This is a genomic window from Promicromonospora panici (assembly GCF_900608595.1).
Taxonomy (GTDB): domain Bacteria; phylum Actinomycetota; class Actinomycetes; order Actinomycetales; family Cellulomonadaceae; genus Promicromonospora; species Promicromonospora panici.
Genome location: NZ_UWYY01000003.1, coordinates 109,997 through 122,517, shown reverse-complemented (window position 1 = coordinate 122,517; position 12,521 = coordinate 109,997). Strand labels below are relative to the sequence as shown.

Below are 12,521 nucleotides of genomic sequence, written 5' to 3'. Positions count from 1 at the left end.
GCCAACCACCCAAGCGTGTTGGGGTCCCGAGCTCGCACGCATCCGTCCGCGCGGCTTCGCCACGGAGCACGCCGAGCACCTCAGCGGTTTCGCCTCCGTCGCCGTGCCGCGGCTCACGTTGCCCGGCGTGCCCGAGCAGCCGTGAGCTGCGCAGGGAACGCCGGTTTGCTCACGTCCGAGATGTTCCTCCACATGACTCGTCATGTCACGCAATCCATCGCCGCAACGGCGCACCACTGACTGCGGCGCCCGTTCCTCTCAGCGGAATGACCTTCGCGAAGTCCTCGTCGGGCGCTTTCGCCCGCCACACGCTCGCCGCATCCACCATCGATCGAGGCGGCGGTCCACATCGCATTGCGGTGTCCACGGCAGCAACGAAACGGAGCGTTCGGTGAGCAACCAAGCAGACCAACTGAATCAACGTCGATCGGGCGAACGATGGGCGATCGACTGGCTGCCGTACCTGACCGACTCGACGCGGAACGTCGGGTCCTATACCACCGCGGTTGTCTCTCCGGAACTGGCGCGCATCGCCGAACGCCTTGGCGGCCACAACCTCGTGAACAACAGCGAGTACCCCTACATCGCCGATATGGTCGCCGACTGCGCCGATTGGCTCTCGCGCCTGTGGCACCGCGAGGACCACCATGCACCCTACGTCGCCGTCTCGGGCTCGACCGAGGCAGCAATGCTCGCCGGCCTTGCCGCGCTCCACCGCTGGAAGCGGACCGGCGCCGGCGAGCGCCCCAACCTCGTGGCCTCCAGCGGGGCCCATGTGTGCTGGAAGCGGTTCTGCACCTACTGGGATGTCGAGTTGCGCACCGTCGAGGCACCCGGGGACACCGTAGTCGCAGACCCCGCGGCCCTCGCCCGCGCTTGCGACGAGCACACGATCCTCGCCGTCGCCACCCTCGGTTACCCCGAGCACGGCCTGTTCGACGACGTCGCGGCCCTCGCCGCGGCTCTGCGAGACCAAGGGCGGGAGACGCCGCTGCACGTGGACGCCGCGTCCGGCGGCTTCACCGCGCCGTTCCTTTCCGCAAGCCTTCCCTGGGACTTCATCGTGCCAGCCGTGGTGTCGATCAGCGCCTCCGGCCACAAGTTCGGGCAGACCTCGCTCGGGCTCGGCTGGACCCTCTGGCGGGACGCCGAACACTGCCCCCAGCACCTGTGGCACGGGGCCGACTACATCGGGAACGGCAAGCGCGACATCGGGCTCACGTTCTCCCGCTCGCTCGCCCCCGTCGCCCAGCAGGCCCACCTGTTCACCCGCGCCGGAGCGTTCGACCGGTACCGCTACGACCTCCGCGATTGCAGCTCACTCACCGCCACCATCGCCGCCGCCCTGCGCGGCGACCCGGACCTGAAAGTGCTCAACGATGGCCACGCGATTCCCGTGGTCGCCTTCGTCGACCGGCAGACCGGCGCCGTCGAGCGGTTCACCAGCCGGATGGGGGAAGACGGGTGGATCGTCCCCACCTACCCACTCGAATGCAACCCGCGCCTCGGGCAGTGCGGCCGCATCGTCGTCAAGCCCGGCCTGAGCACGCCCGCCCGCGACCGGCTCATGGCCTCCGTCCTGCGCGCTATCCGCCCGCAGGCCCTCCGCCTCTGAACACGAATCCGACCGACCAGAAAGGACACCGCCATGCGAGTGCTCGAACTTGGCTCCTACGTCCTCCCCGCCTACGCCGGCATGGTGCTGGCCGAACAAGGGGCGCTCGTGACTAAATGGACACACCCCGAAGGGCGGCCCGACCCGGTGCAGTCGCTGCGGCGCGGTGACGAGCTGTGGGCGTGGATCAACCACGCCAAGCACCTCGAGCCCCGGCACGCCCGCGAGGCCGCCGCGCTCGCCCCCGGCAGCTTCGACATCGTCATCGACAACGTCCGCGCCGAAGCTTGGAAACGCTGGAACGTCGATCCCGCCTTCGAGGCCGATCGGCTCGGGGTCGCCTGGGTGTCGATGCGCGACGAGTTCGACGGCCGGTCCTTCGACGCGGTCACCCAGGCCCGCGCCCTCATGGAACACGTCCCCTACCTGCCGATCTACATCGGCGACACCTCAGGCGGACTGTGGATGGCCTTCAAAGCGCTCGCGATGACCGCCACATCCACGGTCGGGCACCGCGTGCTCCGCCAGTCCTCATGCCTCGCCAAACTCGTCGAAGGCGAGCTGGTCGTAACCGAACCGCGCGACGACGCCCCGCCCTGGGACGAACCGGGCACCTACGGGGCCGCCGCCGACGGCACCCGCGTCGTCTACCGCGGCGAAGAGGTCATCGAGCCCGTGCGTGACACCGAATGGAAACTCCGCCACCTCAACCACGACGGCACCGGCCGCATCCGGATCTGAACCCCGCCGACCGAATCCGGGCCACAAGCCCCTACCCGAGGAGCCCGCAATGCACGACATCGTTGACAACTTCATCGACGCTGACCATGCCGCACCGACCGGTGGCCGCTACCAACCGGTCATCGACCCGTGCACCGGCACCGAGACCGGCCGCGCCGCCGTCTCCGCCGACAGCGACATCGACACCGCCTGCGAGGCCGCCGCGCGCGCCTTCCAAGAATGGTCACGGACCAGCCCCGCCGACCGCTCGCTCGCGCTCCTGCGCGCCGCCGACGCGCTCGACGCCCGACGCAGCGAACTCGTCGCGATCGAGACCGCCCAGACCGGCCAGCCGCGCGACTTCCTCGACGACGCCGACGTGGGCCCCGCGATCGATGTCTTCCGCTTCTTCGCCGGCGCGTCCCGCGCGATGGCCAGCCCTGCCGCCGGGGAGTACCTGCCCGGCCACACCTCCTACATCCGCCGCGAACCCATCGGCGTCTGCGCCGTGATGACCCCCTTCAACTACCCGCTGCTCATGGCAGCTTGGAAGACCGCCGCCGCGCTCGCGAGCGGCAACACCGTCGTCCTCAAGCCCTCCCACAACACGCCCGCTGCCGCCGTTGCGCTCGCCCGTATTCTCGCCGACCACCTGCCGCGAGGCGCGGTCAACGTCGTCCTCGGCGACCGCGACGCCGTCTCCGCGCTCGTCACCCACCCGATCCCGCGCTACGTTGCCGTCACCGCCTCCACGCCCTCCGGCATCAACATCGGCACCGCCGCGCTCGCCGACGTGAAGCAGCTCCACCTCGGCCTCGGCGGGAAGTCGCCTGCCATCGTCACCGCGAACGCCGACCTCGAAGCCACCGCGAGCACGATCGCACAGGCGGCTTTCGCGAACTCGGGCCAGGACTGCACCGCCGCATCCCGAGTCCTCGCGCACTCGAGCGTCTACGACGACACCGTCGAACTGCTCCGAATGCACGCCCTCTCAGCCAAGGCCGGACCGCCTGACGACCCGGCGTCCACATTGGGCCCGGTCGCCACCGAGACCCAGTACGAACGAATGCGATCCGCCCTCGGCGACCTGCGCGGCCGCGCCTCGCTCCTGTGCGGCGGCGAAAACACACACGGCCGCGGCTGGTTCCTCTCGCCCGCCGTCCTCGCCGACATCGACGGCGACGACGCCCTGGCCACTACCGAGCACTTCGGACCCCTGCTCACGGTCGAACGCTTCGATAACCCCGACACGCTCGTCTCCCGCCTCAACGCCCAGCCATACGGCCTGGCCGTGAGCATCCATACCCGCGACCACGAGGAGGCCATGCGCACCGCCGCCGCACTCGACTACGGGTGCGTCTGGATCAACACGCACCTGCCACTCGCCACCGAGATGCCACACGGCGGCTTCCGTCACTCCGGCTTCGGCAAAGATCTCTCAACATACGCCCTCGAAGAGTTCACCCGCGTCAAGCACGTCATGCACGCCTGGGGGTGAAGGCGAATATTTGCGTAACGCCACATCAACTTGACGCGCTCGGCTCCGTCAAGACACATTGACGAATGTCTCGCGCTCGCGGATCGCCCAGGCGGCATTGATCAGGCCGATGTGGCTGAACGCCTGCGGGAAGTTGCCGATCAGCTCCCCGTCGGCGACCTCCTCGGCGAGCAGTCCGAGGTCGTTCGCGTACCGGCCGGCCCGCTGGAACGTCGCCCTGGCCTGCTCCAGCCGCCCGGCCTGTGCCTGCGCCTGAGCCAGCCAGAAGGTGCAGAGCAGGAAGCTGCCTTCCTCGCCGGCCAACCCGTCCACTCCGGTCGAGGTCCGGTAGCGGTAGACGAGGCCCTGGTCATCGGTGAGGCGGCCGGCGATCGCGTCGATCGTGGCCAGCACCCGAGGATCGTCTCCCGGCAGGAACCCGACGATCGGGATCATCAGCGCTGAGGCGTCGAGATCGGGTGAACCGAACGACTGGGTGAACGCGCCGGCCTCGGCGCTCCAGCCCTTCTCGAGGATCGCCGACCTGATCTCGGCGGCAGCCGCTCGCCAGTGCTCGCTCTGGTCATCGGCGTGTAGCTGCGAGGCCAGAGCGAGCGCCCGGTCCAGCGCGACCCAGCACATCAGCTTGGAGAAGAGGAACTGCCGGGGCTCGCCACGGACCTCCCAGATGCCGTTGTCGGGCTGCTCCCACAGCGCGGCAGCGGTGTCGGCAAGGCCGATCAGGAAGCTCCGTATCGCCTCCGACGGCTTCCCGAGCTGCTCGCGGAGACGGTACGCGGAGGCCAGCAGCTCGCCGTACACGTCCAGCTGTGGTTGCGTTCATGCGGCGTTGCCGACCCGGACCGGCCGGCTGCCCCGCCAACCGGACAGGTGGGGGGAGTGTCCGCTCGGTGAGGTCGTGCTCGCGGCCGATGCCGTACATGATCTGCAGCGAGCCGCCGCTGCCGTGCGCCGCGGCCGCGGCCATGAACTCGAAGAACTCGTCTGCCTCGTGCGGGCATGCCGCGACCCACAGGGCGTCCATCGTGAAGCTCGCGTCGCGGACCCAGACGTAGCGATAGTCCCAGTTGCGCTCGCCACCGATCTCCTCGGGGAGCGAGGTGGTCGCCGGTCGTCCGGGCCTCGCCGCCGTCGAGGATCCAGTCGACGGCGGAGGAGAGCAGCAGCCGGCTCGCGCCCCCGGCACAGCGGGTGTTTCCGTCCGCCTGGGTCAGCAGCGGGACGATCAACCCGTACTCCGGGCGCGGGCGCACCACGATCTCGACCTCCACGGCACCGCTGACCCCACGGAGCCGGCGGATCAGCGTGTGCGGCGCGTGCTCGCCGAGCCGATGTGGGTCCTCCGTGGTCACGTCGGGGATGCCGCCCGTCCGCGGATCGGTGACGGCCAGCGCGTCGGTCAGCTCCGCGGATCCGCTCGGCGTGGTGAAGGTCGTCCGCAGGACCAGCGTGTCGGGGACGTAGCCGCGGCGGATCTCGGTGGCGCCGTCCGTGGTGCCGGCGGGCCGGATCGTCCACGCGCCGGCATCGGCGTCGAGGAGGTGGCCGAAGACCGACGGGCTGTCGAAGCGGGGAAATCCGAGCCAGTCGACGGAACCGTCCCGGCCGACCAGTGCGGCCGAATGCCGGTCGGACAGCAGCCCCTAGTCCGCGAGCGGTTGCTGGCTCAGCGCTTCGATGCCCATCGTCTCCGCCGTTCCATTCGTCAGGTCCCGGTCTGAACGAGTGTGTCTGACGGACGGGCGACCCCGCTGGCGAAAAGCCCTGACGTCTCCCTGACGTGCCTGCGCGGCGCTCGGCCGTGGCCCGGAGCTACCGGGCCGCCGCGCCGGTGGACCGGCGCGCGACGAGCTGCGAGATCAGCGCGTCGTCGTCCGCCGGCTCCCGCTGGGCGATGCGGGCCAGCAGGTGCTCGACGGCGCGGCGTCCCTGCGCGACGAAGTCGACCCGGAGGGTGGTGAGCGGGGGAGAGAAGTACGCGGCGTCGGGGATGTCGTCGATCCCGGTGACGCTGATGTCCTCGGGAACCCGCAGGCCGCGTTCCCCCAGGGCGAGAAGGGCGCCGAGCGCCATCTGGTCGTTGGCGGCGACGATCGCGGTGAAGCCGAGGTCCGAGGGCAGCGCAGAGATCACCTCGTAACCAGATCGCGCGGTCCAGTCGCCGTGCGCGACGCCGTCGGACACCAGGCCGTGGCCTGCGACCGCGGTCTCGAAGGCGCGGGCACGGTTGCGGGCCGCTGACCAGGCCGAGGGCCCGGCGAGGTGCAGGAGGCGGTGGTGACCGAGGCCCGCCAGATGGTCGATGAGCGCGGGGAACCCCACGCTGGTGAGCTGCGAGGGATGGTCGCTCGCGAACTCGTCCTCCTCGCCCGCGAGGAAGGCGGGGACCCGGAAGTTGGCGGCGCCGAACGCCTGCGCCATGTGGTCCGTCGAGGCGAGGGCCAGCACACCGGCGAGGTCGTGCTGCGTGACCGTCTCCAGTGCCCGGTCGATCTCCTCGGGATCGCCCATGTCGAGGCTCAGGATGTCGAGCACGTAGCCGGCGTCGCGGGCGGCCTGGGCCGCCCCCTGGATGATCTTGCTCGGCCCGAACTGGTCGAGCTCATGGGTCAGCGCGCCGATCCGCATCGACCGGCCGGTGGTCAGCGACCGGGCGGTCAGGTTCGGGCGGTACTCGAGCGCCGCGAGCGCCTCGACGACGCGTTCTCGTGTTGCCGGCCGGATGCCCTCATAGCCCTGCAGGAACCGGTGCACGGTCTGGTGGGAGACCCGCGCGAGTGCCGCGACGTCGCGGATGGTCGCGGGTCGGCCGAGCTCCCCGGCCGTGGTGGCGACCGTGCCAGCACCCGGTGTGACCTCGGACGACGGGTCTTCCCGGCGCGCGTCCTGCGTCTCGCCGGTGTCCAGCGGTGCTGTCCCGGGGGGCATGCGATCTCCTTCGTGCGGTGTATGCGGTGGTCCCACGGTAGAGCGCGGAAGGGCACATATCCCGAATGTGACCGGTAACAAGTTGGTCTCAGAGTCTTGTGACCGGTCACATTCCGGTCTAGCGTCACTCCCGTTCCAGCGCACGACAACGGAGTAGCTGCCTCATGGACTTGCACAACCACCCCGACCCGCCCCGCCACGTGCTCTTCGGCGTGGCGTACTACCCGGAGTACCACCGCCAGGACCGCCTGCACGAGGACCTCGACCTGATGGTGGCGGCGGGCATCAACGTCATCCGGGTGGGGGAGTCGGTCTGGTCCACGTGGGAGCCGCGTGACGGCGAGCTCGACCTCGAATGGCTCGCACCGGTGCTCGACGCCGCGGGGGCCCGGGGCATCGACGTCATCCTCGGCACCCCCACCTATGCCGTGCCGCCGTGGCTGCAGACGGCCTACCCGGAGATCGCCGCGGAGCGGCGCACGGGTGAACCCATCCCATGGGGCGCCCGCCAGGAGGTCGACTACTCGCACCCCGCGTTCCGGCACCACGCCGAGCGCGTGATCCGCGCGATCCTGGGCCGCTACGCGTCGCACCCCGCGGTGATCGGGTACCAGGTCGACAACGAGCCGGGCCTGGAGCTGATCCACAATCACGGGACGTTCACGCGGTTCGTGCGGCGGCTCAAGCAGCAGTATGGCGACGTCGAGACCCTCAACCGGGAGTGGGGGCTGACCTACTGGTCGCACCGCCTGGACGGCTGGGACGAGCTGTGGCGGCCCGACGGCAACACCTTCCCCCAGTACGACCTGGCCTGGCGCCGGTACCAGGCGGACGTCACCGAAGAGTTCATCGCCTGGCAGGCGCGCATCGTGGGCGAGTACCGCCGCCCCGGGCAGTTCGTCACCACCTGCCTGCAGTACCCGCGCCGCGGCGTCGACGACGAGCGGCTCGGGCGCCACCTGGACGTCGCGGCCGGCAACCCGTACTACGGCATGCAGGACCACCTGGAGGCCGGTACCGACCTCGATCAGCCGAACTACTGGACCACCACCGGCGTCGCCGGCCTCCTGCGACAGGCCGACCGTCTGTATTCCTCGCGCCAGGCGCGCTACCTCGTCACCGAGACCAACGCGCAGGCCATCGACGCGTCGCACGCCAACTACCCGCCCTACCCCGGCCAGCTCAAGCAGGCCGCCTACGCGTTCATCTCGCGCGGCGCGGCGATGATCGAGTACTGGCACTGGCACACGCTGCCGTACGGCGCCGAGACCTACTGGGGCGGCGTGCTGCCGCACAGCCTCCGGCCGGGCCGCGTCTACGCCGAGATCGCGGAGCTCGGCAACGAGCTGGCGAGCCTCGGGACCACGCTGGACGGGTACCAGCCGGACGCCGACGTCGCGATCCTCTGGTCGAACCCCAGCCGCTTCGCCCTGCAGTTCATGCCGCCGCTGGCCGACGGCGGGCAGGGTGACGACGAGTCCTACGAGCAGATCGTCGATGCGTTCTACCGCGGCGTGACCGACGCCGGGCGGCAGGCGCGCATCCTGCACCTGCCTCAGGCGCACGACGTCGGCGCGGAGGAGCTGGCCCGGCGGTTCCCCGTCCTGGTCGCCGCCGGGCTGTACATCACCGCCGACGACGACCTGACTCTGCTGCGCGAGTATGCCGCCGCCGGCGGGCACCTGATCCTCGGGCCGCGCACCGCGTACGCCGACCCGGAGGCCCGCGCCCGGGTCGCGATCGCACCCGCCGGGCTGCACGAGGCCGCCGGCGCCTGGTACGAGGAGTTCTCCAACCTCGACGCCGACCTCCAGGTGACCGCGACGGACGGGAGCCCGCTCGTCCTCGACGCGGACGCCACCGGCCGGCGCTGGGTCGACGGTCTGATCCCGGACGGTGCGCAGGCCCTGGCGACGTACAAGCACCCGCGGTTCGGCGACTTCCCGGCGGTCGTCAGCCACCGGCACGGCATCGGCCGGGTGACCACCGTCGGCACGGTGCCGTCTCCCGGGCTGGCGAGCGCCGTGGTGCGCTGGGCCGCCCCCGAACGCGCGGGCAACCTGCTCGCCGGCGACCACGGCCCGGCGATCACCGTCTCCTCGGGCAGCCTGCCCGACGGGCGGCGCGCCTGGTTCGTCTTCAACTGGGGCTGGGGCGAGCAGAACCTCGTCCTCGCGGCCGACGTCCGGGACAACGCTGCCGCCACCACGCACGCCGCCGGGGAACAGCTCGCCCTGGGGCCGTGGGGCAGCCGCGTGCTCCTCGACGCGCACGCCCCCGACGAGGCCCCGGCCGCAGTGGCCGAGAACGGCGAGGCAGTCCGATGACGACCACGCCCTACGCCGCCCGCACCGGCCACCAGGAGGCCGGCGGCGCCACCGCGGCGCCCGCGATCACGATCCGCCGCCGCAAGGCGGACTGGACCGGCTGGCTGTTCACCTGGCCGTTCGCGCTCGTGTTCGTCCTCGTGTTCATCACGCCGCTGCTCTACGCGTTGTGGCTGAGCCTGTTCCAGAACCAGCTCGTCGGGGGCAACTCCTTCGTCGGGCTCGCCAACTACGTCACCGCCTTCCAGGACCCGAGCTTCTGGGACGGCTTCGGACGGGTCTTCGGGTTCCTGCTGATCCAGGTTCCGATCATGCTGCTCCTCGCGATGGTCGCCGCCCTGGCGATCGACAGCGCGCGCCTGTACGCCACCGGCCTCTTCCGCGTGGTGATCTTCCTGCCGTACGCGGTGCCCGCGGTCGTCGCGGTCCTCATGTGGGGATTCCTGTACAGCGACAACTTCGGCCTGACGGCGAGCATCAACGACTGGCTCGGCGGCACCGTGCTCCAGCCGTTCGCGCGCCGGTGGATCACCGCCTCGATCGGCAACATCGTCACCTGGGAGTACGTCGGCTACAACATGGTGATCTTCTACTCGGCTCTCAAGACGATCCCCACCGAGCTGTACGAGGCGGCCGAGATCGACGGCGCTCGCGGCTGGCAGGTCGTCCGGGCGATCAAGCTGCCCGCCATCCGCGGCGCGATAGTGATCGCGACCATCTTCTCGATCATCGGCAGCTTCCAGCTCTTCAACGAGCCGAACGTTCTCCAGCCGCTGGCGAACAACGTCATCACCAGCAGCTTCACGCCCAACATGTACGCGTACAACCTGTCGTTCGCCGGGCAGCAGTACAACTACTCGGCCACCGTCGCGATCATCATGGGCGTCATCACCGCGGTGATCGCCTACGTGGTGCAGATGCGCGGTTCTCGGAAGGAGGACCGCTGATGTCCACCGGTCTGCGCACCATCAACGTCAAGGCCCGCACGGGCACCGCTCGCACCGGCGGGGCACGCCGGCCGTTCTCGGTCACCCGCCCCCGCAAGTCGGTGGCCATGACGCTGCTCATGGTGCTGTTCCTCGTGTACGCGCTCGTGCCGATCATCTGGCTCGTGGTCAACGCGACCAAGACGCAGGGTGACCTGTTCTCGACGTTCGGCCTCTCGTTCGGGCATTCGTTCGCCCTGTGGGACAACGTCGTCGCCACCCTCACGCACGACGACGGCATCTTCCTGCGCTGGCTCGGTAACACCCTGCTCTACGTCGTGGTCGGCGCCGGTGGCGCGACGTTCCTCGCGACGCTGGCGGGCTACGGCCTGGCCAAGTTCCGGTTCCCGGGTCGCGGCGCGTACTTCGCCGTCGTCCTGGGTGCCGTTGCCGTGCCTGGGACCGCCCTGGCCGTGCCCACCTTCCTGCTGTTCAGCCAGATCGGCCTCACGAACACCCCCTGGTCGATCATCATCCCGTCGCTGATCAGCCCGTTCGGGCTCTACCTCATCTGGGTCTACACGATCGACTCTGTACCCACGGAGCTCCTGGAGGCCGCCCGCCTCGACGGCGCCGGGGAGATGCGGACCTTCTTCACCATCTCGATCCGGCTGCTGGCACCCGGCATCGTCACCGTCGCGCTGTTCTCCGTCGTGGCGACCTGGAACAACTACTTCCTGCCGCTGATCATGCTCACCGACCCTGACTGGTACCCGCTCACCGTCGGGCTCAACCAGTGGAGCGCGCAGGCGGCGGGCGTCGCGGCCGAGCCGATCTTCAACCTCGTCGTCACCGGCTCCCTCATCACGATCGTGCCGATCGTCGTCATCTTCCTGCTCCTGCAGCGCTTCTGGCAGTCCGGCCTCAGCGCAGGGAGCGTCAAGCAGTGACCGGCCGTACCCGACTGCTCGCCCGCCGCCCGGCGGTCCCGACCCCACCCCAGCCACACCACGAAGACGTGAAGGAACGACCATGACCAGATCAGTCCGCACCACCCGCACCAAGGCGGCGGCAGCACTCGCCGCCGCTGCGATCACCGCGCTCACGTTCGCCGGCTGCAGCGCCGGCGCAGCCCCGGCCGCCGAGGCCCCCGCCGGCTCGCCCGCCGACCTCGACGCCGCTCTCGAAGAGGGAGGCGATCTGACGTACTGGACGTGGACGCCCTCGGGCGAGGCCCAGGCGGACGCGTTCATGGAGGAGTACCCGAACGTCACGGTCGACGTCGTCAACGCCGGCACCGCCACCGACGAGTACACCAAGCTGCAGAACGCCATCAAGGCCGGGTCGGGCGCCCCCGACGTCGCGCAGATCGAGTACTACGCGCTGCAGCAGTTCGTGCTCTCGGACAGCCTGCTCGACCTGTCGGGCTACGGCCTCGGCGACCTGGAGGACCAGTACACCCCCTCCACCTGGTCGGCCGTCACCGCCGACGACGCGGTCTACGGCCTGCCGCAGGACTCCGGCCCGATGGTCCTCCTGTACAACAAGGAGATCTTCGACGAGCACGATCTCGAGGTCCCCGCCACCTGGGACGACTACGTCGCCGCCGGTGAGAAGCTGCACGCAGCCGACCCCGAGAAGTACATCACCACCGACGCCGGCGACCCCGGCTTCGCGCAGCCGCTGATCTGGCAGGCCGGCGGCCGCCCGTACCAGACCGACGGCACGAACGTGACCGTGGACCTGCAGGACGAGGGCACCAAGCTCTGGGCCGACACCTGGAACCAGCTGCTCGAGCCCGGCCTGCTCGCGGACATCCCCACCTGGAGCGACGACTGGTGGAAGGCCCTGAGCGACGGCACGGTGGCCACCATCGTCACCGGCGCGTGGATGCCCGGCATCCTCGAGGGCTCCGTGCCCGACGGCGCCGGCAAGTGGCGCGTCGCACCCCTGCCGAGCTACGACGGCTCCGCCACCACCGCTGAGAACGGCGGCAGCGCCCAGTCGGTCATCAAGCAGAGCAAGAACCCGGCGCTCGCCGCGGCGTTCCTGCGCTGGCTGAACAGCTCCGAGGAGAGCGTCGACGTCTTCCTGGACAACGGCGGTTTCCCCGCGACCACCGCGCACCTGACCTCGCCCGAGTTCCTCGCCGAGGAGCCCGAGTACTTCGGCGGCCAGAAGATCAACGAGGTCCTGGTCGACGCGTCCGAGAATGTCGCCCCGGGCTGGCAGTACCTGCCGTTCCAGGTCTACGCCAACAGCGTCTTCCCCGACACCGTCGGCGCGGCCTACACGGACAAGAGTGACCTGAACGCAGGCCTGCAGGCCTGGCAGGAGCAGGTCGTCACCTACGGCAGCTCGCAAGGCTTCAGCGTCAACGAGTGACGCTGTCCACCGCGGGGGGCCGACGCCGACGTCGGGCCCCCGCGGCTGGTGAAGGCGCGGCGCCAAGGACGGCGTCGCGTACGGAGATCCCGTGCTGCGCACGGGTCGATGACATCCCCAAG

Annotated in this window: 9 protein-coding genes and 2 pseudogenes; 7 read left to right on the top strand and 4 right to left on the bottom strand. The window is 70.1% G+C overall.

Features of this window, described 5'->3' with window-relative positions; genetic code table 11:
* Window positions 1-391: 391 nt before the first annotated feature.
* From EW117_RS04115 to EW117_RS04105, 3 genes are read left to right on the top strand one after another with little or no spacing between them, the layout of a single operon-like run.
* Window positions 392-1,615 carry a pyridoxal-dependent decarboxylase gene (locus EW117_RS04115; RefSeq protein WP_165362449.1) on the top strand — a complete coding sequence of 408 codons (1,224 nt, stop codon included), beginning with the start codon at window positions 392-394 and terminating at the stop codon, window positions 1,613-1,615.
* A gap of 33 nt (window positions 1,616-1,648) precedes the next feature.
* On the top strand, window positions 1,649-2,356 hold the full coding sequence (locus tag EW117_RS04110; protein WP_129783986.1) for a CoA transferase: 708 nt from the start codon (window positions 1,649-1,651) through the stop codon (window positions 2,354-2,356).
* A 49-nt stretch (window positions 2,357-2,405) separates the two neighbouring features.
* On the top strand, window positions 2,406-3,833 hold the full coding sequence (locus tag EW117_RS04105; protein WP_129783984.1) for an aldehyde dehydrogenase family protein: 1,428 nt from the start codon (window positions 2,406-2,408) through the stop codon (window positions 3,831-3,833).
* Window positions 3,834-3,881: 48 nt separating this feature from the next.
* Here the strand turns inward: EW117_RS04105 and EW117_RS29650 are convergent, their stop codons facing one another.
* The 4 genes and pseudogenes from EW117_RS29650 to EW117_RS04095 form a co-directional block, all read right to left on the bottom strand.
* The gene (locus tag EW117_RS29650) at window positions 3,882-4,640 is read right to left on the bottom strand and encodes a glycoside hydrolase family 15 protein (protein WP_277986446.1); all 759 of its coding nucleotides are present in this window, start codon (window positions 4,638-4,640) and stop codon (window positions 3,882-3,884) included.
* An 85-nt stretch (window positions 4,641-4,725) separates the two neighbouring features.
* Window positions 4,726-5,019 (bottom strand): annotated as a pseudogene (locus EW117_RS30740) (glycoside hydrolase family 15 protein); the annotation flags it as partial.
* Window positions 4,967-5,470 (bottom strand): annotated as a pseudogene (locus tag EW117_RS30735) (trehalase-like domain-containing protein); the annotation flags it as partial. The pseudogenes EW117_RS30735 and EW117_RS30740, both read right to left, overlap by 53 nt.
* Window positions 5,471-5,645: 175 nt before the next feature.
* Entirely contained in the window at window positions 5,646-6,761 is a 1,116-nt protein-coding gene (locus EW117_RS04095) for a LacI family DNA-binding transcriptional regulator (protein WP_129783982.1), read from the bottom strand.
* A 164-nt stretch (window positions 6,762-6,925) separates the two neighbouring features.
* On the opposite strand from EW117_RS04095, the gene EW117_RS04090 reads away from it, so the two are divergent.
* The 4 genes from EW117_RS04090 to EW117_RS04075 all read left to right on the top strand — a co-directional run bounded on the left by EW117_RS04090 (window position 6,926) and on the right by EW117_RS04075 (window position 12,399).
* A complete protein-coding gene (locus EW117_RS04090) occupies window positions 6,926-9,088 on the top strand; it encodes a beta-galactosidase (RefSeq protein WP_129783980.1) in 2,163 nt (720 codons plus the stop codon).
* The gene (locus EW117_RS04085; protein WP_129783978.1) at window positions 9,085-10,035 is read left to right on the top strand and encodes a carbohydrate ABC transporter permease; all 951 of its coding nucleotides are present in this window, start codon (window positions 9,085-9,087) and stop codon (window positions 10,033-10,035) included. The genes EW117_RS04090 and EW117_RS04085 overlap by 4 nt, the downstream gene beginning before the upstream one ends.
* A gap of 107 nt (window positions 10,036-10,142) precedes the next feature.
* On the top strand, window positions 10,143-10,964 hold the full coding sequence (locus EW117_RS04080; protein WP_242504091.1) for a carbohydrate ABC transporter permease: 822 nt from the start codon (window positions 10,143-10,145) through the stop codon (window positions 10,962-10,964).
* 82 nt (window positions 10,965-11,046) lie between these two features.
* Entirely contained in the window at window positions 11,047-12,399 is a 1,353-nt protein-coding gene (locus EW117_RS04075) for an ABC transporter substrate-binding protein (RefSeq protein ID WP_129783974.1), read from the top strand.
* Window positions 12,400-12,521 lie beyond the last annotated feature (122 nt).

What these genes read in the sequence shown, in the direction of transcription:
- EW117_RS04110 (WP_129783986.1), top strand. Translation starts at nt 1,649, where the DNA reads ATGCGAGTGCTCGAACTTGGCTCCTACGTCCTCCCCGCCTACGCCGGC.
- EW117_RS04105 (WP_129783984.1), top strand. Translation starts at nt 2,406, where the DNA reads ATGCACGACATCGTTGACAACTTCATCGACGCTGACCATGCCGCACCG.
- EW117_RS04095 (WP_129783982.1), bottom strand. Translation starts at nt 6,761, where the DNA reads ATGCCCCCCGGGACAGCACCGCTGGACACCGGCGAGACGCAGGACGCG.
- EW117_RS04090 (WP_129783980.1), top strand. Translation starts at nt 6,926, where the DNA reads ATGGACTTGCACAACCACCCCGACCCGCCCCGCCACGTGCTCTTCGGC.
- EW117_RS04085 (WP_129783978.1), top strand. Translation starts at nt 9,085, where the DNA reads ATGACGACCACGCCCTACGCCGCCCGCACCGGCCACCAGGAGGCCGGC.
- EW117_RS04080 (WP_242504091.1), top strand. Translation starts at nt 10,143, where the DNA reads ATGACGCTGCTCATGGTGCTGTTCCTCGTGTACGCGCTCGTGCCGATC.
- EW117_RS04075 (WP_129783974.1), top strand. Translation starts at nt 11,047, where the DNA reads ATGACCAGATCAGTCCGCACCACCCGCACCAAGGCGGCGGCAGCACTC.